Origin of the sequence: Pseudomonas sp. HB05 (genome assembly GCF_016756915.1) — a bacterium.
Taxonomy (GTDB): domain Bacteria; phylum Pseudomonadota; class Gammaproteobacteria; order Pseudomonadales; family Pseudomonadaceae; genus Aquipseudomonas; species Aquipseudomonas alvandae.
This window is the reverse complement of the sequence record NZ_JAESPG010000035.1, coordinates 16,059-40,421: the sequence shown is the minus strand read 5'-3', so window position 1 is coordinate 40,421 and position 24,363 is coordinate 16,059. Positions and strand designations below refer to the sequence as shown.

The following is a 24,363-nucleotide window of genomic DNA, read 5'->3' as shown; positions in this document are numbered from 1 at the left end:
TGACCTCGTGACGAATTGGAAGGCGGGCTCAACCGCGACCGGCAAACGGCATGGCCGTGGCCATGACGGTCATGTTCAGGACGTTAGCCGACAGCGGTAGGCCGGCCATATAACGAACGGCATCAGCCACGTGCTTGACGTCCACCATGGGTTCCACCGCGATGCTCCCGTTGGCCTGGCGTACGCCCCTGGTCATGCGCTCGGACATTTCGGTGAGGGCGTTGCCGATGTCGATCTGGCTGCAGGCGATGTTGTACTCGCGCCCGTCCAAGGCCAGGGATTTGGTCAGGCCCAGCACCGCATGTTTGCTCGCGGTGTAGGCGCTGCTGAACGGTCGTGGGGTGTGCGCCGAAATCGAACCGTTGTTGATGATGCGTCCGCCCTGTGGTTGCTGTCGGCGCATCAGGCCGAAGGCGCCACGGGCACACAGGAAAACACCGTTGAGGTTGGTATCGATCACGTTTCGCCACTGCTCGAACGTCAGTTCATCCAGCGGCACGGCGGGGGCATTGACCCCGGCGTTATTGAAGATGACGTCCAGGCGTCCGTAGACCTCTTCGACGGTGGCGAACAGCGCATCTACGCTGGCCGGATCCCGCACGTCAGTCGGTACCGCCAGCGCTACGCGCCCCTCGGTTGCCGCCAGGTCGACCAACGCCTGCAACGGTTCCGCGCGGCGTCCCGCCAGGACCAGGGTGTACCCATCCTGCAACAGCCCCAAGGCCACGGCGCGGCCGATCCCGCTACCGGCGCCGGTCACCAGGGCAACTTTCAAAGTGTTCGACATGTCGTGTATTCCTTTTAAAAAATCGGTACGGCGAGGCCGGGTTCAGAGGCGCGGGCCGACGCGCACTTCCAACTGCCCGACGCCATCGATGCCGGCGTTGATCACGTCGCCTGGATGCAACACATCAACACCGGACGGGCTGCCCGTCATGATCAGGTCGCCGGCCCGCAGCGCCACCGATTGGGAAATCCTGCTGATCATTTCACTGACCGACCAGATCTGGTTGTCGAGGCTGTCACGCTGGCGCTCCTGGCCGTTCACGCTCAACCAAAGTTCGCCATCCGGATGCCCTGCCCTGGAGACCGGCACGATGGCGGTCATTGGCGCAGCGCCATCGAACACCTTGGCCCCTTCCCAGGGCAGGCCGTCGCGCTTGGCCGCCAGCTGGACGTCGCGTCGCGTCAGGTCAAGCCCGGCCGCGTACCCCCAGACATACGCCAGGGCCTGGCTCTCCGGGATATTCGCACCGCCCTCGCCGATGGCGACGACCAATTCGATTTCGTGGACGAACGCTTCTGTCATCGTCGGAAAAGGCACCTCCCCGACCGCATCGATCACACAGCTGGACGGTTTCATGAAAAACACCGGAGGCAGGCGGTCCTGGCCGCCCTGGGCGTCTGGCCACGGATAATTGCGACCGACACAAAACACCCGGCCAACGGGAAAACGCTGAGAGGTGCCGATCACCGGCAGGGCGACGGGCAAATCCGGAGTAAAGACGTATTCGGGCATGTTCATCCTGTTGAAAGTCCTGTTGGAAGCATCAGCGTACGGCGGCATTTCCCGACAAAGTTGGACGAATGCCGCCTCGTATTGGAAAAAAACAGTTTTTTCCTGTGCTCAGCGCGCCTTCAATTCGATGCGATACAAACGGCCGAGCAGCAAGGAATAAGACAAGGTGCCGACCAGCGCCACGCCACCGATGAACCAGAAGGCCAAGGCAAACGAGCCGGTCTTGTGGACGATCGCGCCAATCACGATGGGCGTGACGATGCCGCCGATGTTGGCGGCCAGGCTGGTTATCCCACCGGTCAGCCCGATCAACTCCTTGGGGGCGACTTCCGACACCGCCGCCCACGAGGAGGACGCGATCCCTTGGGCGAAAAAGGCGACGGTCAATACCGCAATGCAGATCACGTTCGAGTCGGTGAAATTCACCAGGACGATGGACATGCCCAGCATTGATCCCACCACCAGCGGCAACTTGCGGGCGAACGACAACGAATAGCCGCGGCGGATCAACAAGTCGGAAATGATCCCGGCCAGCAAGATGCCCACCGTCGCGCCCACGAACGGCAGCACCGCGAAGATCCCGGCCTTGATCATGGTCAGGTGGCGCTCCTCGATCAGGTACGTCGGGAACCAGGTCAGGAAGAAATACAACGCCGACGTGCTGGCGAACTTGCCGATGCAAATCGCCCAGACCTGGCGGTAGCTGAACAGCTCGACGATCTGCCGCCAGTTGAACCGGGTGCGCTCCTGGCTGCTCTTGACCAGCCCTCCCCCGGCTTCGATGTATTTGAGTTCTTCTTTGCTGACCTTCTTGCAGTTCATCGGGTCGCGGTACAGGTACAACCAGGCGATGCCGAAGACGATGCCAAGCGCACCGGTGCTGTAGAAAACGTGCCGCCAATCGTAGGTCGTCGCCAGCCACAGCAGCGCACCGGTAAACAGCGCCGTTCCCAAGTACTGGCCACACACGTAGATGCTACTGGCCAGGCCTCTTTCCCGCGCCGGAAACCACACCGTGACCGCCCGGCTGTTGGCAGGAAATGCCGGTGCCTCCATCGCACCGACAGCCAGGCGCAAGCCGAACAGCGAAGCGAAACCCGTGGCGAACCCCTGGCACACGGTGACGGTCGACCAACTGATCAGCGACACCCCGTAGGTGAACCGGGAACCGAAGCGATCGGCGATGAAGCCGGCGGGTACCAAGGCCAGCGCGTAGGTCCAGGCAAACGCGGAGAAGACCAGGCCCATTTCGATCTTGTCGAGCCCCAGGTCCTTGGCCAGGAATGGCGCGGCAATCGAAATATTCACCCGGTCTATGTAGTTGATGATCGTTGCAATCAACAGCAACGACAGCATGAACCAGCGCCGCCGCGACGGCAGACGCTCGGACGCCACGGCATCCCGGGCGTCGGCAATACCTGGCGGCGCAGTGGTCTGGGAGGTGTGTGAATTCGACATGAGGGGACCTCGTTATTGTTAGAAGGGTCGAGATATTGCGGACAGCCGAAGCCATTGCCCTCGATCTCCGGGGCAGGACAATCACAACGTGATGGGGGCTTGGTCAGCCGTTGTCAGGCGTTCGCAGCGGCCAGGCGACAGCGTTGGCCAGGAGGATCGGGGAGCAGTGGGAGGACGTTCATGATGGGCGCACCTTGGGTTGTTTTTGGATGGGTCGGGTTGCGTTGCCCCAACAGTGGTCGTACAACCAATCGAAATCAACCTGAGCGTTAGATCATTTTTTCCTGCAAAAACAACGTTGGACAAACCTGTCCAAAAAAATCGGCGCATACGGTAACTGCCGACAGTGTTCTATTCTCATAATAAGCTTTTGTTTTTTAAGTAAAAAATCAAACAATTATGAACGCAGTCATTTTGGACAGCTTCTCCAATTGCCTCCCTCTACAAAAAAGCCCCCTCCCTGATGTCATCGTATAACCACTTGTAAATCCCACGTCCCCTTGGCCACAATCCGGTCATCAAGCGCTTGTCGAGGATTCCAAGGCGATGTCATTACCGAACCGAGTCCCCACTTACGTCATGCAACAACGCAGCGAATTGACGGACTTCTATATCCGCGACAAAAAAGGACGACGCGCCGAAACCAGCCCGCACCGCCACGAATATTTCCAGATCCAGATCAACCTTGGCGGCGACACCGTGCAACACATCGGCAACGTCCAGCGGCCGTTCCCACGCAACACCCTGGCCTTCATCCTGCCCCACCGGGTGCATGTGATTCCGCACCCGGTGGACAGCAATTTCGTGGTGATCAATTTTTCCCAGACCTTCCTTCTTCCGCATTTGCAATGCGACCCGATGGACCTGGAAGAAGTCTCGATTCTGCTGGCGCCTGAACTGTCGCCGTTCCGCTTCCAGGAACACTTGGACTTCGTCCTGAGCGACGAGGCATTTGCCAAGATACGTGCGTTGATCGAACAGATGCGTGCATTGGACGAGAACCGTCAGTTCGGCACACGCGAGATGCTCAAGGGCTTGCTGCTGCAACTGATCGGCAGCGTCTGCGCCTTGTATGCCGAACCACTCAAGCGCTTGGCCGAAGAGAACGCCGCCGAAGTCAGCCGACGCGATGCATTGGGCAGGATGTCCGAATATTTGCGCAAGAACATCGCCGACCCCGACCTGAACCTGATCAAAGTGGCAGCGGCGACCTACCTGTCGCCGACGTACTTGACCCACTGGCTGCGCAAGGAAATCGGCAAGACCTTCACTGAACTGGTGCTCGAACGCCGGATGCATGCGGCGCGCAACTACTTGCTCAACGGAACACGGCCAGTGGGCGAAGTGGCGAGGTTATGTGGCTTCGCCGACGAGGCTTACTTCTCCAGGCGTTTTCGCCAGATACACGGCCAACCGCCAGGGCAGTTCAGGCGGCAGCAGTTGAACCCGGACAGTCCGCAGTTGCCGTTGAATACTTGATCAAACGCTAATCAAGCGATGTCTCCACCAGTATTTAATTTGCGCCCGACCTACTGGCAGATTGCCGCCACCTGAACTATACATTCCTCCACGCCAAGAGGGATCGACGATGAGCATTACTGCGCTAGCACGGCTGCTATATCAAATGCTCACACCGGGATCGAGCGACGCCGTTCTCTTTTCTGGTTTTCCCTTTAGCCCACCCGGAAAAAACACCGACCACGGGCGATCGTAACGACTACCAATTAGCTCCAGTTGGCTGCGCCCCCGGCCCAGCCAACAACCTGTTGCACTAACGACAAAAGGGAAGAGTCTGATGAGTTCATTCACGATAACGGCGTTGACCATACTGATGGCCAGCACAATTTCCGGTTGCGCGACATGGACCCACACAAGAGTGCTCGAAGCGGAAGAGAGAGTCATTATTTACTCAGAAATTGACTCCGTGGACAGTAATCCCAAAAAAATACAGGTCATGTGCTCCGAACCGAGTCCCGATGCCTTGAAAACCTTGGCTGCGTCCATGAATGTGGAGAAACAGGAAGTAGCAAAACTGGCGGCCGCCTATTCAGAAGCAGGTGCAAATATTGGCTTGAGAACCCATTCGATTCAGCTCCTTCGCGATCAGCTTTTTGCCATCTGCCAAGGTTATGCGAATAAAGGGATTTCCGGCCCTGCCTATCAAATGATGTTGACTCGCAACCAACGAAATACCGTCGCCCTCATGGCTATTGAACAACTCACAGGCGTTCTGCAAACGCCAGCAGTGAAGTTGTCGGGCTCGGCATCAATAGGTGCAAACCAGGAACTTATCGCCCTGAACCAAAAACTCAAGGTCGAGGCGGAAACGAAGTACAACGCACTCACAGCTGCTCAAAAAACGGAGACTGAAGGTCAAGGATTAAAAAAACAGATCGATGAATATACCGCGTCCATCGAAAGAGCCAAGAACGCGATCGTTGCAGCCACCGCTAACGCCGAGAATTCAGCGCAGGGCGGACGACCTGATGCGGCCACGATAGGCGCTATCGCAGAAAAAGTGAAAGAGATTGCTATTGAAATCTTGAGCCAAAATGACCTGTTTTACGTATGTCTGGACATGGATCAAACTTATGCAAACCTCAAAAAAGACCTCCCCGCTGCGCTAAGGGCGCGTTGTGATAAAGCCTATACAAATCTGGACCCAAGGAGCATTCAATCTGGATCCGGATCCGGATCTGCGACCCAATGAACGGGCCTATCTATCGAACTGATAATAAATAACGGACTTCCCACTTCACTGAAGAGCCCTAGGGGACAAGTTTGACCCGGTGCATGAGATCGTCGAGAGCATAGGTATCCAGGAAGGCGGTCACTTCGATGACTTGCCCATTCTTGAACGTCATATGCCACAGATAGGTGTTGTTGTAGGGTTTCTGATCCAGCGCCGTGGCCCTTCCATGCCAAAGAACAACCACGACGTCATCCTCGGCAATGATGCTTTGCACCGTGGGGACAATCGGCGTTGCCAGTCGCGCAGTGATTGACCGGACGACTTGGGCCAACTCAGCCTTGCTGGCGTACACACCGGAAACGGGGCTCGTCCCCGCCACGGTCCATCTGGCATCGGGCGCAAGCAGATCGAACACCGTGCCTTTGCCTTGCTGCCAATTTGTGAATGCCTCGCGCACCAGCGTCGCATTGGTTTGCTGGGTTGAAGTTGGCAACGCTCCAGCGATCGATGTCGAAAGTGCCAGGCACAGGACAATGGCATGAAGATGTAAGACTGAACTCATCGATAGTTTCATGATGTCTCTCGCAGCAATGCTATGGATTAAGGCTCTTTAAAAAGAACCTTAACGATATGCGCGCAGAAACCTTTGCTTAATACTGCTCGACGCTTGCCTGATGCTATTCGAGCCTGGTCTTAGCCATTCAGGACGTCTTCATAGAACGCCAGCGCAGCCACGTTCTTATCCTTCGCTTCCAACATGATGTCGAAGCGGTCCAAAAAACCGAGGGCGTACTGGTTCGTCCAGTGATTCCACATCTGCGCGCTGTGGCCGTACAGGTCTCGTTTGGACACGACCTTCAACAAGTTCTCCATCTCAAGCTTGTCGCCTGCATCGAAGCCCAACTCCTGTAGCCGCTCTGGTGGCTGGGAGTAATGCATCGTGGGCCGAACGCCGCGCCAACTGTCGATAACGCGTTGGACTCGCGGGGAATCCGGCGCGATGTAGTCGTTCTCATTGATCCAGCAGTGATGAATGTCCAGCACGACGGGGGCGAGGTCGGCGAGTTGCAGGCAATCATCCACGCCGTAGGCCTTTTCCTCGTTTTCAAACGTGATGCAGTTGCGCGACACCTCCGACAAGCGCGGCCAGACCGAACGAATCCCCTCGCCCCCCAGCCGCCCGGCAATGTGCACGTTGCATTTGAAATCCTGGAAACGCCGACCGAAGCCCATCATCCGGATCATGTCGGCGTGGTATTCAAACTCGGCGAGGCTGTTTTCCACCACCGGCGGTTTATCCGAGCCCAGCACACAGTACTGGCCGGGATGAAAGGACAGCCGGATATCCGCTGAACGCGCCAGCTCGCCAATGGCGGCGAAGCGTTTGGCAAGTTCGCGCTGGATGCCGGGGTCTTGATAGAAAGCGCTCACCTTCGGATGACTGTAGAACGGCAACAGGTCGCTGCTCAGTCGAAGCATGCGCAGGGTCGGTGGCAGCTCGGCGACGTAGGCGATGAGGCGCAACTGCGCGTCGAGATTGTGCGTGACGATTTCCAGAAGCTTGTCGCGGGCGATTTGCACGGAGACGCTGTCCATCCAGCGTAATGTCGTGGTGCGGGGGTTGAAGGGAGCTTCGATGGTCTTTAACGCAGCCGCAGAAAGGCCGCGATCAGGGTGGCGGTATTGGCAGGCGAAGCCGATGCGGGGGTGGGTCATGGGAGGTCCTGGCCGTTGAGTCCGTGTCGGCGGTAGACATCCTGGTGATTGAGTTGTCGTTTTTGGATTGGCTATTGGGTGACGAAGCTAATTTGCCTGTTGCGCCGGTTTTCGCTAAGTCAGGACTCCGTTCCCAGATTGTTCCCATATCGCCCTTTTCCAGACACCAAAAACCACAAACCCCCGACTTTCTCTAGGAAAATCAGGGGTTTGTGTTTGTAGAATGTGGCGGTGAAGGAGAGATTCGAACTCTCGATACAGTTTCCTGTATACACACTTTCCAGGCGTGCTCCTTAAGCCACTCGGACACTTCACCGTGTCTCGGCAAACTGTTCAGTCTGTCGAGGCGCGCTAATGTAGTCGAAAGCCTTTGCGATGGCAAAGGTTTTTTTCAGAATTTTCATGCGGTTAAGGCTGGCCCGGGTTTCAAACCGGCTGGGGGATGGCAAACCGGCCAAACTCTGGCCTGGTCTGTGGGCCGCGCGACGGAAACAGGCGCGGCCCTTGGGGCGGGGCGGGCTGTTTATAGAAGGCAGGGCTGACCGGTGAGTCAGTCACGGCGCTTTACCTGGCCTGCGACGGTGGGTAACGTCTGCTCCACTTCTCTTACAAGGAATAGCGTCATGAGCGACCTGATTGCCTACCATCTCGAAGACGGTATCGCGACCCTGACCTTGAACAATGGCAAGGTCAATGCCATTTCGCCTGATGTGATCGTCGCGTTCAACGCCGCGCTGGACCAGGCGGTGGCCGATCGCGCGGTGGTGATCATTACCGGGCAGCCGGGGATTCTGTCGGGCGGTTACGATTTGAAAGTGATGACTGCCGGCCCGAAGGAAGCGGTAAGCCTGGTGGCGTCCGGCTCGACCCTGGCCCGCCGCCTGTTGTCGCACCCCTTCCCTGTCGTCGTCGCGTGCCCTGGGCATGCCGTGGCCAAGGGTGCGTTCCTGTTGTTGTCGGCGGATTACCGCATTGGTGTCGAGGGGCCGTTCACCATCGGCCTGAACGAAGTGCAGATCGGCATGACCATGCACCACGCCGGTATCGAGCTGGCCCGCGATCGCTTGCGCAAGTCGGCGTTCCACCGTTCGGTGATCAATGGCGAGATGTTTAATCCGCAGAGCGCCGTGGACGCGGGTTTCCTCGACAAGGTGGTCTCGCCTGATGAGCTGCAGGCGGCGGCATTGGAAGCCGCGCGTCAGTTGAAGAAAATCAACATGACCGCCCACAAGAACACCAAGCTCAAGGTCCGCAAGGCGCTGCTGGATGCGTTGGACAGCGCGATTCTGCTGGATCAGGAGCATATGGGCTGAACCGTGGCGAGGGCGCTTGCTCCCGTTCGGCGGCATGTAGGAGCTGCCGAAGGCTGCAATCTTTTGGTCTTCCGTTCGCTTGAAATTCCAATGTCAGGTGAAAGATTGCAGCCTCGTTGCACTCGTCAGCTCCTACAGGCCAAGTGAAAGCAGGCGCCCCGCCACGGGTCAACCGGATCTTTTTCCACCCAAGGTGGACCTGACCCTGCGGCCGCTCTAACCCGCTTTCTACGCGCTATTTAGAAACATACGCTTAAACATCGCCTATCTCCTACCTCTACAGGGGCAATTGCCGAAAACAGTGCACATCCGTACACTGCGCCACCTTTTGTCCCGGCGGGGCTTGTTGATGTTGTTTACGTTGCGTATGTGTTTGATGGGCCTGCATTTTGTCCTGGCGGGGGTGGTGGGTGTGATTCTTGGCCTGTGCCGGCCGTTCAACCCTGACAACAGCCGTTTATGCGCCCGGCTGTATGCGTTGCCTGCCATGTGGTTCCTGCGCCTGCGGGTCAAGGCCGAGGTCGACACGCTGGTAAACAAATCCCAGAGCTGCGTGATCATCGCCAATCATCAATCCAACTACGATCTGTTCGTATTCGGTAATGTGGTGCCGCGCCGCACGGTGTGCATTGGCAAGAAAAGCCTGAAATGGGTGCCGCTGTTCGGTCAGTTGTTCTGGCTGGCGGGCAATGTGTTGATTGACCGCGGCAATGCGATCAAGGCGCGCAAGGCGATGCTCACCACCACCCATACGCTGCAGCATGAGGACACCTCCATCTGGGTATTCCCGGAAGGCACGCGCAACCTGGGCGAAGCGTTGCTGCCGTTCAAGAAAGGCGCATTTCAGATGGCGATTGCCGCCGGGGTGCCGATTATCCCTGTGTGTGTCAGCACCTATATCAAGCACATGCGCCTTAATCGCTGGCGCAGTGGTGACATTCTCATACGCTCGCTGCCGGCGATTCCTACAACAGGTCTGAGCATGGAGGACATGCCCCGCCTCATCGCCCAATGCCGCGAGCAGATGCAAGCGTGCATCGACACGATGGACCGGCAGTTGCAGGTCGCCTGACAGGAAACCCGCCCATACGGCGGGTTTTCTTTTGCGGCGAACCCAGCGAATTTCACTGACTCTCAAGCAACATGGCGCGCTAAGCTGGACGGTGCCTGTATCACTGCCAATTTCCAAGAAGAAGTGAACCATCATCATGGGTAGAGTCGTTGCGGCTGCGGTTTATAGCGCCGGTAAGAAAGTCACCAATATAACCCTCGACGAAGGCAGCGCCTGGGCTGCGAAACCAGGACATTTCGTTTGGATCGGCCTCGAAGAGCCCAGCACGCTGGAACTGACCAACCTGCAACGCCAGTTCAACCTGCACGAGCTGGCGATCGAAGACGCCATGGAGAAACACAGTCGTCCGAAGCTGGAGACCTTTGGCGATGCGCTGTTCATCGTCACGTATTCGCCGGTGCGCAAGGACGGCAAGCTGCAGTTCATCGAAACCCACATATTCGCCGGCAAGGGCTACATCATCACCGCCCGCAACGGTCACTCGGCTTCCTACGCCCATGTCCGGCAGCGCTGTGAGGCACGTCCACTCCTGCTGGAACATGGGGAGGATTTCGTGCTCTACGCGATTCTCGATTTCGTCATTGAAAACTACCAGCCGGTAGGCGAAGCCATTCATGCCGAGATCGATGAACTTGAGCGCAACGTGCTCTGCAGCGCCCTGAACGAGCGCGACATCCAGAACCTTCACAGCCTGCGCCGCGACGTGCTGCGCCTGCGTCGCTACGCGGCGCCGATGGTGGAGATCAGCGAAGAACTGCAGCGCTTGGATTTTCCGTTCATCGACAAGAACATGGGGCCGTATTTCCGCGATGTGCAGATCCACGTCACGCGGCAGATGGAAGACCTGGCGACCCTGGCGGACATCGCCAGCCAGACCATCGAAATCGGCGTGCTGCTCGAAGCTTCACGCCAGAGCGTGGTGCAACGCAAGTTCGCGGCCTGGGCGGCCATCCTGGCGTTTCCCACCGCAGTGGCCGGGATCTATGGGATGAACTTCCAGAACATGCCGGAGTTGGGCTGGCATTACGGGTATTTCGCCGTGCTCGGGTTTATCGCTGTGGGATGTACAGCGTTGTGGGGGAGTTTCAAGCGGTCGGGGTGGTTGTAGGTGTTTTCCAGTGGGATTTGCGCGACCTTCATCGCGAGCAAGCTCGCTCCCACACTTGGTCAATCATCAAGTGCGGGAGCGACCTGAGCATCAGCCCTGAGCCGCTTCGGCCTGCGGCTTGTGCGCAACGAAACGCATCATCCATTCAGCCACCGTCGTGCCGTGGTGTTCCTGTTCAAGGCTTGCCACGCCCTGGCTGTAGATCTTCTCGCCGAGGTGCTGCTGGCGGATCTCCAGCAAGGCCCGGGAATAGTCGTGGATGAATTCCGGGTGACCCTGGAAGCACAGGACCTGGTCATTGATGTGATAGGCCGCGAACGGGCAGAAATCGCTCGAGGCGATGACCGTGGCATTTTCCGGCAGCTCGGTCACCTGATCCTGATGACTGATCAACAGGGTCAACTCTTCCATCACCGGGCTCATCCACGGCGCCTTGGCCGCGAGTGTGTAGCGATGGGTGCCCACACCCCAACCCTGGCTGGCCCGTTCGGTCTTGCCGCCCAGCAGCAACGCCAACAGTTGATGACCAAAGCAGACGCCCAGCAACTTGTCGCCACGCTGGTAGCGGTCCATGAGGTAGGTCTTGAGGGTCTGGATCCACGGATCGGTGCCGAAGGAGTCGGCCTTGCTGCCGGTCACCAGGTACGCGTCGAACTGTTCGTCATCGCTGGGGTATTGCCCTTCCATCACGTTGTAGACGATGAAGTCAGCCGCGATGGGCTGTTGCGAGAACAGGCGCTGGAACATCTGCCCGTAACCCTGATATTGATCGACCAGTTCCGGACGCAGGATATCGGTTTCCAGTATGCAGATGCGTAGCGACATAAAAAATACCTGACACGATGATGGGAATATTGCACACCCCAGAGCCTGCCTTGAAACACCGTCCCAAGGCAAGCCCCCCGCCGTCAGAACCGCGCGTGCCTGGCGGCTTTTTCCAACAACAAGGCCGGCGGCGAGAAACGTTGGCCATATTGTTCAGCCAAGTATTGGCAGCGGGCGATAAATGCCGGCAAGCCGTACTGGTTGATGAACTGCAACGCGCCTCCCGTCCAAGACGCGAATCCGATGCCAAGGACCGAGCCAATATTGGCATCTGCCGTTGAAGTGACGACGCCTTCCTCCACGCAACGCACGGTTTCCAGGGCCTGGATGAACAACAGTCGATCACGTATATCCTGAGCCTGGATTTGCCCGGCGGTGTTCTCGAAACGCTCCTTGAGCACCGGCCAGAGGTACTTCTGCCCTTGCTCTGGATACTCGTAGAAACCGGCCCCGCCCGCCTTGCCCGGTCGCTTGTATTCGAGCAGCAGGTCGATCACGGCGAATGCGGGATGCTCCGTCGGCGTTTTCCCTTCCGCTTGTAAGTCTTGGGCGGTTTGCTTGCGGATATGGCTCATCAGGCTGAGGGAAATTTCGTCGGAAACAGCCAACGGCCCAACCGGCATACCGGCCTTTTGCGCCTCGGTTTCGATCATCGGCGCACTCACGCCTTCGCCGAGCATGGCGATGCCTTCATGGATGAAGGTACCGAACACCCGCGACGTGAAAAAACCACGGCTGTCGTTGACGACAATGGGCGTCTTGTCGATTTGCCGGACGAAATCGAAGGCTCGGGCTAGCGTCTCATCGCTGGTACGAGCCCCCCGGATGATTTCGACCAAGGGCATCTTTTCCACCGGGCTGAAGAAATGCAGGCCGATAAATTTGCTTTCATCTGGTATGGCCTTGGCCAGGCCGGTGATGGGAAGAGTTGACGTATTCGACGCGATCACCGCATCAGGCCCTGCCACCGCTTGGGCTGCGGCAGTCACGTTGGCCTTCAGGGCACGGTCCTCAAAGACCGCCTCGATGATCAATTCGCAACCGGTCAGGTCGGCATCGCTGTCGGTGGGGTGGATTCGCGCCAACGTGGCGTCACGCTGAGCAGCGGTGAGCTGGCCGCGTGCGACTTGCTTGTCCAGCAGCGTCGCGCAACGAGCCTTGGCTTTTTGCGCGGCGGCCAGGTCGATGTCCTTGAGCACCACTTCTATGCCCGCTGCGGCACTGACATGGGCAATACCCGCCCCCATCATCCCGGCGCCGAGCACCGCGACTTTTCTTGTCAGAAAAGGCGCAAAACCGTGTGGGCGGGAACCGCCAGCCTTGATCTCGTTGAGTTGAAACCAGAAGGTGCCGATCAGGTTCTTCGCCACCTGGCCGGTCACCAGTTCGGTGAAGTAACGGGTTTCGATCAGATGGGCCGCGTCAAACGTCACCTGCGCCCCTTCCACTGCGGCGCAGAGAATTTTCTCCGGGGCCGGCAGGCAACCCTGGGTCTTGCTGCGCAGGATCGAAGGTGCGATCGCCAGCGTCTGGGCGACGGCAGGATCGGACGGTGTCCCGCCCGGAATCCGATAGCCTTTCGTATCCCAAGGTTGCACTACGCTCGGGTTGGCGAGAATCCAGGCGCGAGCCTTGGTAAGCAGGTCGTCGCGGTCCGCCGCCAGTTCATCGATCAGGCCGGCCTGCAGTGCTTGTTGCGGTCGAATCCGCTTGCCTTCGAGCAGATACGGCAATGCCTTTTCCAAACCAAGCAAGCGCACCATCCGCACCACGCCACCGCCGCCCGGCAACAGGCCAAGGGTCACTTCCGGCAGGCCGATCAGCACCGACGGGTGATCCAGCGCCACGCGGTGATGACACGCGAGGCAGATTTCCCAGCCACCGCCCAGGGCCGCACCGTTGATAGCGGCAACCACCGGTTTGCCGAGGGTTTCCAGTGTGCGCAGTTGTGCCTTGAGACCCAGCACGGTTTCGTAGAAGGCCTTGGCCTGGGATGGTCCGACCTGAATCAGCTCGTTCAGGTCGCCACCGGCAAAAAAGGTTTGCTTGGCCGACGTGATGATCACGCCGGCGATCGAGTCTTTCTCGACGGCGAGACGCGCAACGCAGGCCGCCATCGCCTCGCGGTACATCGCGTTCATGGTGTTGGCGCTCTGGCCTGGCATATCCAGCGTCAGGACGACGATCCGGTCCGGGCCGGTTTCGTAACGAATGGCATCGGTCATGAAAAATGTTCCTTGAAATCCAGGCTCAGAGGCGTTCGATGATGGTGGCGATGCCCATGCCACCGCCGACACACAGCGTCGCCAGGCCATAACGCAGGCGACGCGCCTCCAGCTCATCCAGCAGCGTGCCGAGGATGGCGCACCCGGTGGCGCCCAGCGGATGGCCCATGGCGATGGAGCCGCCGTTGACGTTGACCTTGGCGGGGTCGATGACCATGTCCTTGATGAATTTGAGCACCACCGAGGCGAAGGCTTCGTTGACCTCGAACAAGTCGATGTCCTCGACCCGCAGCCCGGCTTTCGCCAAGGACTTGCGGGTGGCCGGGGCCGGGCCGGTGAGCATGATGGTCGGCTCGGTGCTGATGACGGCGGTAGCGACGATTCGGGCCCGGGGTTGCAGGCCCAGCTCGCGTCCCTTTGCCTCGGAACCGATGAGCATCAGCGCCGCGCCGTCGACGATGCCCGAGCTGTTGCCTGGGGTGTGCACGTGATGGATCCGTTCGACATGGCTGTAGACCCGCAACGCCGTCGCGTCGAAGCCCATCTGCCCCATCGCCTCGAAACTCGGCCGGAGTTTGCCCAGGCCTTCCAGCGTCGAGTCGGCGCGAATGAACTCGTCATGGTCCAGCAGCACGATGCCGCTCTGGTCCCGCACCGCCACCAGGGATTTATCGAACGAACCGTTTTCCCGCGCCCGCGCGGCTTTATGCTGGGACTGCAATGCAAAGGTGTCGACGTCCTCGCGACTGAAACCTTCGAGGGTAGCGATCAGGTCGGCGCCGATGCCCTGGGGAACGAAATGACCATGCAGGTTGGACTGCGGGTCCAACGCCCAGGCGCCGGCATCGCTGCCCATCGGCACCCGTGACATGGACTCGACGCCGCCAGCCACCACCAGGTCTTCGAAACCGGAACGCACTTTCATCGCAGCCAGGTTCACCGCTTCCAGGCCCGAGGCGCAAAAGCGGTTGAGCTGCACGCCGGGCACGCTGACATCCCAATCGGCCACCAAGGCAGCGGTTTTGGCGATATCCGCGCCTTGATCACCTATCGGCGTCACGCAGCCGAGCACGATGTCGTCCACATGGCCCGTGTCCAGGCTCATACGCTGGCGCAACGCGGTCAACAGGCCGCTGACCAGGTTCACCGGCTTGACGGTATACAGGGCGCCGTCAGGTTTTCCTTTGCCACGCGGCGTGCGTAATGCGTCAAAAATAAAAGCTTCGGTCATGACATCCTCGAACCGCCGTGGGGACAAAACTACACCTGCAACCATAAGCCCAGCGGCGCTGGATTCAATGACTCCAGCGCTCAACGACGTTGACAGCCACGCTCAGACGAACGGTAGCGTGCTATCGGGTTAACCGATTCAGGTAAGCAAGCTGTCTAGCAAAAGGGCCTGCAGGAAGGTGGCAATAGGCCTCATGTCTTTTTTATAGCGTTCAGCAAGAAGTCCATATGAATTGGATCTAAGCCAAGTCGGCTGCGGCCCCTAATGTAAAGCTTGTACAAGAAAAGTCGTCGGGTTTTGCCGGGGCGCTTGTCAGACAGGAAGTGCAATGCCAGCCGTCATGGAGTAATGCAGGCTGGCCTCAGGAAATAACAAAAAAGGCGGGTCAGCCATGTTCAAACATTCGAAAGTTCGCCAAGCCGGACTCATTCTCTTCGCCACGACACTGCTGTTGATCTTGCCGAATATCACCAAGGTCATCGGCTGACGGGCGCATGGTGTCCACACCATTCATGAGTTGCATCATCCACGCCGGTAAGCGAACGCTGTTCCAGCGACGGTGGTTGTGCCACCCTTTGCGCTTCCCTCTCGACATGGAAGGCGACTCATTTGAAAGTCCTCATCGTGATGGGGGCGCTGCTGCTCAGCTCGCCCCTTTATGCCGCACAGCTGGTGTTGGAGCTGGGCGCGAATACGCGTACGTGGCAAACCGAGGCGCTGCTCAAGCATCCTGAAGCGCGGACGGTCCAGATTGCCGAAGATGTCTCCTACAAAAAGCCGATGAATTATCGCGCCGTGCCGCTGGCCGCGCTGTTGACCGGTGTCCAGGCGAACGACCATCTCCAGGCCGTGGCGCTGGACGGCTTTGCCGCCGAACTGCCCGCCGCACCGTTGCTCAACAAGACCGGCGCGAGGGCGTGGCTGGCCATCGAAGACCCGGCCAAGCCATGGCCGCCGCTCGGGGACGGCAAGAAAAGCGCCGGACCGTTCTATCTGGTCTGGACCGATCCTCAAGCCGGCCATATCAGCCCTGAACAATGGCCGTACGCGGTGGCAAGCATCAAGCGCCTGTCAGCGGTGGCCGATCGCTTCCCTGCCCTGCTGCCCTCGCCCGACCTGGCCAAGGATGATCCGGTGAACAAGGGGTTCGAACTGTTCCAGAAGAACTGCCTGGCCTGCCACCGCCTCAACGGCGCGGGGGATGCGCAGTTCGGTCCGGACCTGAACATTCCTTTCAACCCTACGGAATATTTCTCGGGGGATTTCCTCAAGCGCTACATCCGTGACCCGCAGGGCATGCGTCACTGGCCCCAGGGGAAAATGCCCGGATTCTCGGCGACAGTGCTGCCGGATTCGGAGCTGGATTTGCTGGTGGGGTATTTGAAGCATATGGCGGGGCGCAAGCAGCCGTTGGGTCAATAGATCAGCTTGTTTTGTCTAAGCCAGTCCCGCTGGCCCTTGTAGGAGCTGTCGAGCAAAGCGAGGCTGCGATCTTTTCCAGACATTTGAGCTCCAAGCCAAGGATCTAAAGATCGCAGCCTCGCTTCGCTCGGCAGCTCCTACACAGCGGGAGCAAGCTCGTCGCCACAAGAGCTGGATCGTTTACTGCTGCTGCGCCGTAATCACCGGAGCCGGCGTCACCAGCACCTTGGCGTGCATCTGTTCAAACCCGCCGCCACGGCGCATGCCACGCACCGGGCAGGCGTCCAGGTAATCCAGGCCTACCGCCAATTTCAAGTGTCGCTCCGGACGGGCCAGTTGGTTGGTCACGTCGAAGCTGTACCAGGCGTCATCGAGCCATGCTTCGGCCCAGGCATGGCTCGCCAGGTGTTCGCTGTCTTCGTTGAACAGATAACCCGACACATAACGCGCCGGCACGCCCAGGCTGCGGGCGCACGCCAGGAACGCATGGGCATGGTCCTGGCAAACTCCGCTGCGACCGGCAAACGCCTGGGCCGCGCTGGTCTCCACTTCGGTGGAGCCCGGTGTGTAGGTCATGTGTTGGTTGAGCCCGTGCATCAAATCGATCAGCGCCACACGATCGCGACGCTGCTTGCACTGCGCCTGGGCGAAGGAGCGAAGGGCTTCGTCCGCTTCGGTGAGCCGGGTGAAACGCAGGAAGGGCAGCGCCGATTGGCTTTCCTGCTCGGCTTCACGCGACGGGTCGATATCCACCTGGCCACGGGCACCGATGATGATGGTTTCGTGGGGCTCGTCCAGCGTCAGCACATGAAGGATGTTGCCGAACGGATCGAGCTGCGACCGCACCGGTCGAGGCAGGTCCAGCTGCCAGCTCAGCACGTGCTGGCGTTCGCTGTCGTGCGGCGTCAGGCGCAGGTACTGAATGCTTGCGCGAACCTGGTCTTCATAGTGGTAGGCCGTTTCGTGGCTGATCGAGAGTCTCATATGACCTCCAGGTAGGAACTGTGAATGGCATTGCCCAGTTCACGGACCAGTGGGATGAATTCGGTGAGCCAGGCGTGCAGCCCACCGTCGAGGATTTCATTGATGCCGGTATAGCGCAGGCGTGCGTCCATCTCCGCCGCCAGGCGTTGGGCCTGCCGACCGTTGCTGCCGGGCAGGCTGGCGAGAATCTGGTCGATCTCTTCGGTGCAGGCCCGCAAGGAGCGCGGGACGTCGGCACGCAACAACAGCAGTTCAGCCACATGCCGGGCACCGGGGGCGTCACGGTAGATTTCGGTGTAGGCCTCGAAGGAAGACAGCGCTCGCAACAACGCGCTCCATTGATAGTAGGCGTGGGCGGTGCCGTCGTTGACAGCATGGGCCTGGTCGCCGGCCATTTCGTAGCGGGCGTCGAGCAGGCGCAGGGTGTTGTCGGCCCTTTCGATGAACGTTCCCAGGCGTATGAACCTGAACGCATCGTTGCGCATGATGGTGCCGTAGGTGGCGCCGCGAAACAGATGGGACCGCTCCTTGATCCATTCGCAGAAACGGCTCATGCCGTAGCGACCCAGGCCCAGCTCGGCGATCTGGCGAATTTCCAGCCAGGTGGCGTTCACGTTTTCCCACATGTCGGCGGTGATTCGGCCACGCACCGCATGGGCACTGGCACGTGCGGAACCCAGGCAACTGTAGATACTGGCGGGGTTGGCCGCCTCCAGGGCGAAAAAATGCAGCAGGCGCTCGGCGTGCAGATCGCCGTGCCTGTCCCGGTAGTCATCCAGCGTGCCGGTAATGAGCAATGGCATGGCCAGTTCATGCAAGCCGTCGCCGCGCCCATCCTGGGGCATCAATGACAGCGAATAACTGACGTCGAGCATCCGCGCGAGGTTTTCCGCGCGCTCCAGGTAACGCGACATCCAATACAAGTCCGAGGCGGTCCTGCTTAACATGGCAGCTCCTTCATTCCTCGACCACCCAAGTGTCCTTGGTGCCTCCGCCCTGTGAAGAATTCACCACCAGGGAACCTTCGCGCAGCGCCACGCGGGTCAGGCCACCCGGCACCACGCGGGTTTCTCGCCCCGCCAGGACAAACGGACGCAAATCGATATGGCGCGGCGCGATGCCGTTTTCGACAAAGGTCGGGCACGTCGACAAGGACAACGTGGGTTGAGCGATGTACGCATGCGGCTTGGCCTTGATCCGCTCGCGGAAGGCGTCGATCTGCGCCGTCGTCGAGGCTGGCCCCACCAGCATGCCGTAACCGCCGGAGCCTTGGGTCTCCTTGACGACCAGGTCCGCAAGGTTCGCCAGCACATGGGACAGTTCAGCGGGGTTACGACATTGCCAGGTGGGGACGTTGTTCAGGATCGGCTCCTCGTCCAGGTAGAAACGGATCATGTCGGTGACAAACGGATACACCGATTTGTCATCCGCCACACCTGTGCCGATGGCGTTGGCCAACACCACATTGCCCGAACGGTAGGAGGACAGCAGCCCCGGCACGCCGAGCATCGACTGCGGATTGAAGGCCAGCGGATCGAGGAAGGCGTCATCGAGGCGACGGTAGATCACGTCAACGGCTTTCGGTCCGTCCGTGGTGCGCATGAAGACCTTGTCGTCACGCACGAACAGATCCGCGCCCTCCACCAGCTCGACGCCCATCTCACGGGCGAGGAAGGCGTGTTCAAAAAACGCACTGTTGAAACGCCCGGGCGTCAGGACCACGACGCTTGGGTCGTCCAAGTGACTGGCGCTTTTCAGCGTATCGAGCAGCAGGTTCGGATAATGGTCGATCGGTGCGATGCGTTGGGCGGCGAACAGTTCGGGGAACAGGCGCATCATCATCTTGCGGTCTTCGAGCATGTAGCTGACGCCGCTGGGCGTACGCAGATTGTCCTCGAGCACGTAGTACGTGCCGTCACCGTCGCGCACCAGATCGACCCCGCAAATGTGGGCATAGACATCGCGATGCAGATCCAGCCCCTGCATCGCCAGTTGATATTGATCGTTGGCCAGGACCTGCTCGGCCGGAATGATGCCGGCCCGAATGATCCGCTGTTCGTGATAAAGGTCGGCCAGGAACATGTTCAGCGCCTTGACCCGCTGGATACATCCACGTTCGACCATTCGCCATTCACTGGCGGGAATGCTGCGCGGAATGGTATCGAAAGGGATCAGGCGCTCCGTTCCCTGCTCATCGCCGTAAAGCGTGAACGTGATGCCGGCGCGATGAAACAACAGGTCGGCCTCGCGTCGCCGTTGTGCCAGGAGCTCGTCGGGCGTTTCGGCCAGCCATTGGGCGAACGCTCGATAATGTGGGCGGACCTGGCCGTCGGCATCGTACATTTCATCAAAACCAGTGCGGATCATGCCGTACTCCTTGTCACCCCGGCTCAGGCGTCGCAAGGCCCGTGCCAGCGGCATAAACGCTTTATGATCAACAGCTTGGTTTATCCCTCGACAGGCCGGGCACCCTTGTGGTGCAGCGGATATCCCTATCCGGCTTGCCTCGCTTCATTGCGATGCAGGACGTCGCTATCCCTGAGCATAGTCAAGATAGAGAGGCCATAGTGATGAACAGCGGACATGCCAGACATGAAAACGGCCGACACAAAGGTCAGCCGTTGCTGTGAGGCACAAGGAAAATGTCAGGCCTGCAGGCGCCGGATCTCCTGCTTGACGCCCCAACCTTCGATGATGCCCCCCAGGGGCTCCACCACGGCTTCGAAGTTCAGCTCGAAGTCGCCGATGTCATCATAGGTGGCGTACATCACCCGGCTCAGTTCCAACGACCAGGCTCCATCTTCGCGAGCACTGATCTGCGCATTCAACGATTCGCCGCGAAAATGACCCGCCGCCCTGCGCGCCCGCTCCTCGTCGGGGAAAATGGCGTAGAACTCGATGGGATGGAATTGGGAGAAATCGAAACCGCCCTCTTTCATGCGGCGCAACACGCTGGTGCTGATGTCTTCTTGATAGGCTGTGCTCATGAAACGTCCTCCTCAGACCGATGGATAGACTTTCCGTCTTCCCGTGCGTGCAACCTGCGGTTACAAGCAGTACGGCATCAACTGACCGTCGGGACACAAGCATGTAGCTGACAAGACCGGACCTTGGCGATCCTTTCGCTGATCTCGATTGCAGAGTAGCTTCAAGTCATCGCCGCTGCCAAGCGGGACCAGACAAGGATTTTCATGAAATCGGTTTAATGCTGATGATTTCAATGCTGTTTTGGGTTTTGAGACTTTTGAGCGTAGGGTCTTCGGTGCGACCTTCCAGGTCGTTGAGGTCAAGCTTGGCGGGTACCGGCAGCAGCTTCTGCCGGATCAACTGGGCAGCCTGCTCCATGGTGGGCTCCTGGTCGTAATCGAACTGCTCGGCGATGGCTTCGCCGTGATCGTCAACGAAAGTGATTTCCCACTTTGGCATCGGTGTCTCCTTGATCAATTCATGGCAGGGCTTGCCTTCATCTCGACATTGACGGCGAAACAATCGTTCCGCTGAGCTGCCGACGGCACAGATGAAAAAACCGCCTCGAGGGCGGTTTCTTCATAGACGATAGCCGTTATTTTTCGGCGCGCTCTTTCAACGCCTTCAGCGTGTTGAACGGCGCGTCCACCACGAACTTGTTGGCCACCAAGGATGGTACGCTACCGCCCGGCTCGGTATGGACTTGATAGATCACTTCGACCTGATCCGCGCCCTTGGGGGTGAACTTCCAAAAACCGTCGACCTTGGTCACACGCACAAAGCCCTTCTCCTCAAGCAAGTACTCAGGCAAGCCCTTGAGCTGACGGGTCAGGCTGCCATCGGCGCCCTCCTCGGTGGTGACTTCCAGCACCGAGTCCCGGGGCGTCACCGGCCATGGCGTGTTGAATTGGGTATAGGTCCAACTCCGATTGCCTTCGTGCTTGAGCAGCTTCTGGCTCTTGCATTCATGAATCCAGGCGCAGGCACCAGGCACGTCTTCCTGCAGGGCTCGCAATTTCGCCATGGTGGTCTTCATGACGGTCACGCCACGGTAGGCCTTGTATTTGGAACCGGTCACTTCACTGAGTGACACCTGGATACCTTCCTTGTCCTTGGCGACCTGCCAGTCCTCTGCCTGTGCGGTAGCCGTCGCCAACAACACGGTCAAACCACACAACACAGCCATACGATGCAGCGAACCCATAGGTTGTTTTCCTTATTGTCCAAGTTCGTTCATGTCAGTCTTGACGATTGCCCCACTACGCTGCCGTGACCTGCTCCCACCATCCAATCAACCGAATGGCTTCGTCGCTGCTGCTGCCGCAGACCTCGATGTCGGCCACAAACGCCGAGCACACCGCCGGGCGCTCCGGTTGGCCGAAGATCTGGCACAGATTATCGACCGACAACTGTACGCAACGTTCTCCCGCCGGCTTGCCCTGGGGCATGCCCGGGATGGGCGAACTGATGGAAGGGGCGATGCAACAGGCGCCACAGCCCTCACGGCACTTCATGACGAGGAATACCTCACGACAGGTAATGATTGGTAACAACAACAGAGTAACGGCTAAAACAGGTGTTTTAAATTACCGTCCCCGTGTTTTTTCGCAGAAGGTGCGATGACTGGGCAGTCAACGACGAACAGCAGGACTGCGCCCGGCCTATTGCTTGAATTCGAACTCGAGCGCGGCGCCTTCCACCTCGTTGCGCTCCTGATTGCGCAGCGGCAATTGCATCTCGTTGCTCAACAGGCGGCCGTTAAGCTGGAACGGACCGGGCTTCTCTCCGAACATCGCCGGCAGCAGTGGCTCGCGCTTGGGTAATGGCGCCTTGCCCGGAGGTTGCAGCTCTTCGACCATGCCATGGGGCAGGCTCAGATCCAGCTTGGCCGGAGGCAGTGGCGTCTTGGCGACTTCGTGGGCGGATTTGCTCTTGGAAGCGATAGGCGCGCGCTTTTTTTTCGCGGGTGCTGTTTTCTTGGCGGGAGCCTTCTTGGCCGCTGCGCTCTTCGGCGTGTCCTTGGTAATACTGGCGGCCGGCTTCTCCTGCGCTGAAGCCGCCACGGCGACGCCTCCCATGTGGAAGGCACTCAACAGGCCGATCAAAACCCAGACAGCAGGAACAATGGTTTTCATAAACACAACGGCACTTACGGCAGAGACCCTAATGCTGGCCTGATAATGAGGCGCTGACAAGCACATCGAAGCGACACACGGCTTGCTACAGATATCCGTTGGCGGTCTCCTGGCATAACTGCTTCGCCAGCAGCCCCAGCGTCATCAGGGCCCGCTCCGCCTCACGGTTCCAGGGTGTGCCGCAGTTCAGACGAATGCAATGGTTGAACTGTTCGGTATTACTGAAGATCAACCCCGGCGCAATACTGATGCCTTGCTGCAACGCCTGTACATGCAATTCCTGGGTATTGACCCGCCCCGGCAGGCTGACCCACAGGATGAAGCCGCCGGTGGGACGGCTCATTTGCGTGCCTTCCGGGAAATACTGCTGGACCGCCAGTTGGAATGCGCTGAGGTTCTTGCGGTACTCCTGACGGATGTAGCGCAAGTGCCGATCGTAGCCGCCATTCTCCAGATACGCCGCGATGCCCATCTGCGTGACGCTGCAGGCCGAATGAGTGCTGAACGTCTGGAGCCGCTGGATTTCCTGCTGGAACTTGCCAGCAATCATCCAACCGATGCGTACCCCTGGGGACAAGGTCTTGGAAAAACTCGAACAGTAGATCACCCGGTCCAATCGATCATAGGCTTTCAGCGCCTTGGTACGGCCCTGTTCGAACATCAATTCACCATAGATGTCGTCCTCGACGATCTGGATATCGAAGTCCGACGCCAGGCGCAGCAGTTGCTTTTGCCGCTCCTCCGGCATGGTGCCGCCAAGGGGGTTGCTCAGGCGCGTGGTCAATACCAACGCCTTGATCGACCATTGGTTGGCCGCCAACTGCAGGGCCTCGAGGCTCATGCCGGTGACCGGGTCGCTGGGAATCTCGATGACCTTGAGGCCCAGCAGATCCGCCAGTTGCAGCAGACCGTAATAGGTCGGCGACTCCGCAGCGATCAGGTCCCCTGGCCGGGTCAGCACGCGCAAGGACATTTGCAGCGCATCCACGCAGCCGTGAGTGATCACCACTTCGGAAGGGTCCACCACGACACCGGCGTCACGCATGCGAATCGCCACCTGGCGGCGCAACGGCTCGAAACCGGGGCTGAACATGTAGCTGAACGCCCGCGGGCTGTGGAAACGCGTGACCTTGGCCAGTTGCTGATGCAGCGCCCGGACAGGCAGGTAGTCGACGCTGGGTACCGCTGCACCCAGGGGGAACACACCTTCGCGGCGCGACTCGACCAATACCTGCTGGATAATGCTGCTGCGCGTCACCAGGCCAGGGCGCTCGACCCGGGCGATGTCCGGCGTCGGCGCGGTCAGCGCTGGCGTCTGATGCACGTAATAGCCCGATTGCGGCCGCGCGCGAATCAACCCCTGGTCTTCAAGATTGGCGTACGCCTGCAGCACGGTGGCATGGCTGACGTTGAGCTGCGAGCTCATCTTGCGCACCGATGGCACCCGTTCGCCGGGTTGATACACACCGCGCCGGATGTCTTCGGCCAGTTGTTGAGCAATACGTTGATAGAGCAGGAGGTTGGTCATGACGCAGCACTCGATTTCACGGGCATTTTATTCTTGTCGGAAACTTTACCGGAACAGTTTAGAAGTGTACTGGGACAGTTGCCAGATTACCCGACAGTACAGTGCAGTGACAGCCCAACTGTACTCACTCGCCGCCAATCTCCAGGCAAAAAAAACCCGGCGCCTTTG

23 protein-coding genes and 1 tRNA gene are annotated in these 24,363 nt (G+C 59.1%); 6 read left to right on the top strand and 18 right to left on the bottom strand.

The window, feature by feature from the left end; genetic code table 11:
* Positions 1 to 28 precede the first annotated feature (28 nt).
* From JMN22_RS23640 to JMN22_RS23630, 3 genes are all read right to left on the bottom strand, one after another.
* The gene (locus tag JMN22_RS23640) at positions 29 to 787 is read right to left on the bottom strand and encodes an SDR family oxidoreductase (protein WP_030137771.1); all 759 of its coding nucleotides are present in this window, start codon (positions 785 to 787) and stop codon (positions 29 to 31) included.
* 42 nt (positions 788 to 829) lie between these two features.
* The gene (locus JMN22_RS23635) at positions 830 to 1,525 is read right to left on the bottom strand and encodes a fumarylacetoacetate hydrolase family protein (protein ID WP_030137770.1); all 696 of its coding nucleotides are present in this window, start codon (positions 1,523 to 1,525) and stop codon (positions 830 to 832) included.
* A gap of 102 nt (positions 1,526 to 1,627) precedes the next feature.
* A complete protein-coding gene (locus JMN22_RS23630; RefSeq protein WP_198797956.1) occupies positions 1,628 to 2,977 on the bottom strand; it encodes an MFS transporter in 1,350 nt (449 codons plus the stop codon).
* A 546-nt stretch (positions 2,978 to 3,523) separates the two neighbouring features.
* On the opposite strand from JMN22_RS23630, the gene JMN22_RS23625 reads away from it, so the two are divergent.
* Together JMN22_RS23625 and JMN22_RS23620 are read left to right on the top strand one after the other, a co-directional pair.
* Positions 3,524 to 4,456 carry a helix-turn-helix transcriptional regulator gene (locus JMN22_RS23625; protein WP_030137768.1) on the top strand — a complete coding sequence of 311 codons (933 nt, stop codon included), beginning with the start codon at positions 3,524 to 3,526 and terminating at the stop codon, positions 4,454 to 4,456.
* Between the two features lie 316 nt (positions 4,457 to 4,772).
* Positions 4,773 to 5,687, top strand: coding sequence for a hypothetical protein (locus JMN22_RS23620; RefSeq protein WP_030137767.1), 915 nt, complete (start codon positions 4,773 to 4,775; stop codon positions 5,685 to 5,687).
* Positions 5,688 to 5,745: 58 nt separating this feature from the next.
* Here JMN22_RS23620 and JMN22_RS23615 read toward each other — a convergent pair whose 3' ends face one another.
* The 3 genes from JMN22_RS23615 to JMN22_RS23605 all read right to left on the bottom strand — a co-directional run bounded on the left by JMN22_RS23615 (position 5,746) and on the right by JMN22_RS23605 (position 7,701).
* On the bottom strand, positions 5,746 to 6,243 hold the full coding sequence (locus tag JMN22_RS23615) for a nuclear transport factor 2 family protein (protein ID WP_236010397.1): 498 nt from the start codon (positions 6,241 to 6,243) through the stop codon (positions 5,746 to 5,748).
* 119 nt (positions 6,244 to 6,362) lie between these two features.
* Positions 6,363 to 7,385 carry a UV damage endonuclease UvsE gene (locus JMN22_RS23610; RefSeq protein ID WP_030137765.1) on the bottom strand — a complete coding sequence of 341 codons (1,023 nt, stop codon included), beginning with the start codon at positions 7,383 to 7,385 and terminating at the stop codon, positions 6,363 to 6,365.
* Between the two features lie 226 nt (positions 7,386 to 7,611).
* A tRNA-Ser gene (locus JMN22_RS23605) sits at positions 7,612 to 7,701 on the bottom strand.
* 307 nt (positions 7,702 to 8,008) lie between these two features.
* On the opposite strand from JMN22_RS23605, the gene JMN22_RS23600 reads away from it, so the two are divergent.
* The 3 genes from JMN22_RS23600 (at position 8,009) to JMN22_RS23590 (ending at position 10,878) form a co-directional block, all read left to right on the top strand.
* Positions 8,009 to 8,698: a crotonase/enoyl-CoA hydratase family protein gene (locus tag JMN22_RS23600; RefSeq protein ID WP_030137756.1), complete on the top strand. Its 690-nt coding sequence runs from the start codon at positions 8,009 to 8,011 to the stop codon at positions 8,696 to 8,698.
* 349 nt (positions 8,699 to 9,047) lie between these two features.
* On the top strand, positions 9,048 to 9,770 hold the full coding sequence (locus tag JMN22_RS23595) for a lysophospholipid acyltransferase family protein (RefSeq protein ID WP_030137755.1): 723 nt from the start codon (positions 9,048 to 9,050) through the stop codon (positions 9,768 to 9,770).
* Positions 9,771 to 9,906: 136 nt separating this feature from the next.
* Complete coding sequence (locus JMN22_RS23590) at positions 9,907 to 10,878, top strand: magnesium and cobalt transport protein CorA (RefSeq protein ID WP_030137754.1); 972 nt, start codon at positions 9,907 to 9,909, stop codon at positions 10,876 to 10,878.
* A gap of 90 nt (positions 10,879 to 10,968) precedes the next feature.
* On the opposite strand, the gene JMN22_RS23585 is transcribed toward JMN22_RS23590, so the two are convergent.
* The 3 genes from JMN22_RS23585 to JMN22_RS23575 all read right to left on the bottom strand — a co-directional run bounded on the left by JMN22_RS23585 (position 10,969) and on the right by JMN22_RS23575 (position 15,159).
* On the bottom strand, positions 10,969 to 11,703 hold the full coding sequence (locus JMN22_RS23585; protein ID WP_030137753.1) for an amidotransferase: 735 nt from the start codon (positions 11,701 to 11,703) through the stop codon (positions 10,969 to 10,971).
* Positions 11,704 to 11,786: 83 nt separating this feature from the next.
* Positions 11,787 to 13,928, bottom strand: coding sequence for a 3-hydroxyacyl-CoA dehydrogenase NAD-binding domain-containing protein (locus tag JMN22_RS23580; RefSeq protein ID WP_198797955.1), 2,142 nt, complete (start codon positions 13,926 to 13,928; stop codon positions 11,787 to 11,789).
* A gap of 25 nt (positions 13,929 to 13,953) precedes the next feature.
* Positions 13,954 to 15,159, bottom strand: a complete 1,206-nt coding sequence (locus JMN22_RS23575) for an acetyl-CoA C-acetyltransferase (RefSeq protein ID WP_198797954.1) — start codon at positions 15,157 to 15,159, stop codon at positions 13,954 to 13,956.
* A 609-nt stretch (positions 15,160 to 15,768) separates the two neighbouring features.
* Between JMN22_RS23575 and JMN22_RS23570 the strand changes: the two genes are divergently transcribed.
* The gene (locus tag JMN22_RS23570; protein WP_030137750.1) at positions 15,769 to 16,581 is read left to right on the top strand and encodes a c-type cytochrome; all 813 of its coding nucleotides are present in this window, start codon (positions 15,769 to 15,771) and stop codon (positions 16,579 to 16,581) included.
* A 180-nt stretch (positions 16,582 to 16,761) separates the two neighbouring features.
* Here JMN22_RS23570 and JMN22_RS23565 read toward each other — a convergent pair whose 3' ends face one another.
* The 9 genes from JMN22_RS23565 to JMN22_RS23525 all read right to left on the bottom strand — a co-directional run bounded on the left by JMN22_RS23565 (position 16,762) and on the right by JMN22_RS23525 (position 24,195).
* Positions 16,762 to 17,565: a transglutaminase family protein gene (locus tag JMN22_RS23565; protein WP_198797953.1), complete on the bottom strand. Its 804-nt coding sequence runs from the start codon at positions 17,563 to 17,565 to the stop codon at positions 16,762 to 16,764.
* The gene (locus JMN22_RS23560) at positions 17,562 to 18,512 is read right to left on the bottom strand and encodes an alpha-E domain-containing protein (RefSeq protein ID WP_030137748.1); all 951 of its coding nucleotides are present in this window, start codon (positions 18,510 to 18,512) and stop codon (positions 17,562 to 17,564) included. The genes JMN22_RS23565 and JMN22_RS23560 overlap by 4 nt, the downstream gene beginning before the upstream one ends.
* Positions 18,513 to 18,522: 10 nt before the next feature.
* Positions 18,523 to 19,932 carry a circularly permuted type 2 ATP-grasp protein gene (locus tag JMN22_RS23555; protein WP_030137747.1) on the bottom strand — a complete coding sequence of 470 codons (1,410 nt, stop codon included), beginning with the start codon at positions 19,930 to 19,932 and terminating at the stop codon, positions 18,523 to 18,525.
* Positions 19,933 to 20,210: 278 nt separating this feature from the next.
* Positions 20,211 to 20,552 carry a ribonuclease E inhibitor RraB gene (locus JMN22_RS23550; protein WP_030137746.1) on the bottom strand — a complete coding sequence of 114 codons (342 nt, stop codon included), beginning with the start codon at positions 20,550 to 20,552 and terminating at the stop codon, positions 20,211 to 20,213.
* Positions 20,553 to 20,754: 202 nt separating this feature from the next.
* Positions 20,755 to 20,991: a hypothetical protein gene (locus JMN22_RS23545; protein WP_030137745.1), complete on the bottom strand. Its 237-nt coding sequence runs from the start codon at positions 20,989 to 20,991 to the stop codon at positions 20,755 to 20,757.
* A gap of 136 nt (positions 20,992 to 21,127) precedes the next feature.
* The gene (locus tag JMN22_RS23540; protein WP_030137744.1) at positions 21,128 to 21,736 is read right to left on the bottom strand and encodes an START domain-containing protein; all 609 of its coding nucleotides are present in this window, start codon (positions 21,734 to 21,736) and stop codon (positions 21,128 to 21,130) included.
* 55 nt (positions 21,737 to 21,791) lie between these two features.
* Entirely contained in the window at positions 21,792 to 22,046 is a 255-nt protein-coding gene (locus tag JMN22_RS23535) for a YkgJ family cysteine cluster protein (RefSeq protein WP_030137743.1), read from the bottom strand.
* Between the two features lie 147 nt (positions 22,047 to 22,193).
* Entirely contained in the window at positions 22,194 to 22,667 is a 474-nt protein-coding gene (locus JMN22_RS23530) for a hypothetical protein (protein WP_030137742.1), read from the bottom strand.
* An 85-nt stretch (positions 22,668 to 22,752) separates the two neighbouring features.
* Positions 22,753 to 24,195: an aminotransferase-like domain-containing protein gene (locus JMN22_RS23525; protein ID WP_181287978.1), complete on the bottom strand. Its 1,443-nt coding sequence runs from the start codon at positions 24,193 to 24,195 to the stop codon at positions 22,753 to 22,755.
* Positions 24,196 to 24,363: the final 168 nt, after the last annotated feature.

Excerpts from the sequence above, each read along its gene's own strand:
- JMN22_RS23620 (WP_030137767.1), top strand. The coding sequence starts at position 4,773 with ATGAGTTCATTCACGATAACGGCGTTGACCATACTGATGGCCAGCACA.
- JMN22_RS23640 (WP_030137771.1), bottom strand. The coding sequence starts at position 787 with ATGTCGAACACTTTGAAAGTTGCCCTGGTGACCGGCGCCGGTAGCGGG.
- JMN22_RS23585 (WP_030137753.1), bottom strand. The coding sequence starts at position 11,703 with ATGTCGCTACGCATCTGCATACTGGAAACCGATATCCTGCGTCCGGAA.
- JMN22_RS23635 (WP_030137770.1), bottom strand. The coding sequence starts at position 1,525 with ATGAACATGCCCGAATACGTCTTTACTCCGGATTTGCCCGTCGCCCTG.
- JMN22_RS23580 (WP_198797955.1), bottom strand. The coding sequence starts at position 13,928 with ATGACCGATGCCATTCGTTACGAAACCGGCCCGGACCGGATCGTCGTC.
- JMN22_RS23595 (WP_030137755.1), top strand. The coding sequence starts at position 9,048 with ATGTTGTTTACGTTGCGTATGTGTTTGATGGGCCTGCATTTTGTCCTG.
- JMN22_RS23575 (WP_198797954.1), bottom strand. The coding sequence starts at position 15,159 with ATGACCGAAGCTTTTATTTTTGACGCATTACGCACGCCGCGTGGCAAA.
- JMN22_RS23545 (WP_030137745.1), bottom strand. The coding sequence starts at position 20,991 with ATGCCAAAGTGGGAAATCACTTTCGTTGACGATCACGGCGAAGCCATC.
- JMN22_RS23630 (WP_198797956.1), bottom strand. The coding sequence starts at position 2,977 with ATGTCGAATTCACACACCTCCCAGACCACTGCGCCGCCAGGTATTGCC.
- JMN22_RS23525 (WP_181287978.1), bottom strand. The coding sequence starts at position 24,195 with ATGACCAACCTCCTGCTCTATCAACGTATTGCTCAACAACTGGCCGAA.
- JMN22_RS23535 (WP_030137743.1), bottom strand. The coding sequence starts at position 22,046 with ATGAAGTGCCGTGAGGGCTGTGGCGCCTGTTGCATCGCCCCTTCCATC.
- JMN22_RS23600 (WP_030137756.1), top strand. The coding sequence starts at position 8,009 with ATGAGCGACCTGATTGCCTACCATCTCGAAGACGGTATCGCGACCCTG.
- JMN22_RS23540 (WP_030137744.1), bottom strand. The coding sequence starts at position 21,736 with ATGGGTTCGCTGCATCGTATGGCTGTGTTGTGTGGTTTGACCGTGTTG.
- JMN22_RS23560 (WP_030137748.1), bottom strand. The coding sequence starts at position 18,512 with ATGTTAAGCAGGACCGCCTCGGACTTGTATTGGATGTCGCGTTACCTG.
- JMN22_RS23615 (WP_236010397.1), bottom strand. The coding sequence starts at position 6,243 with ATGAAACTATCGATGAGTTCAGTCTTACATCTTCATGCCATTGTCCTG.
- JMN22_RS23530 (WP_030137742.1), bottom strand. The coding sequence starts at position 22,667 with ATGAAAACCATTGTTCCTGCTGTCTGGGTTTTGATCGGCCTGTTGAGT.
- JMN22_RS23550 (WP_030137746.1), bottom strand. The coding sequence starts at position 20,552 with ATGAGCACAGCCTATCAAGAAGACATCAGCACCAGCGTGTTGCGCCGC.
- JMN22_RS23610 (WP_030137765.1), bottom strand. The coding sequence starts at position 7,385 with ATGACCCACCCCCGCATCGGCTTCGCCTGCCAATACCGCCACCCTGAT.
- JMN22_RS23590 (WP_030137754.1), top strand. The coding sequence starts at position 9,907 with ATGGGTAGAGTCGTTGCGGCTGCGGTTTATAGCGCCGGTAAGAAAGTC.
- JMN22_RS23625 (WP_030137768.1), top strand. The coding sequence starts at position 3,524 with ATGTCATTACCGAACCGAGTCCCCACTTACGTCATGCAACAACGCAGC.
- JMN22_RS23555 (WP_030137747.1), bottom strand. The coding sequence starts at position 19,932 with ATGATCCGCACTGGTTTTGATGAAATGTACGATGCCGACGGCCAGGTC.
- JMN22_RS23565 (WP_198797953.1), bottom strand. The coding sequence starts at position 17,565 with ATGAGACTCTCGATCAGCCACGAAACGGCCTACCACTATGAAGACCAG.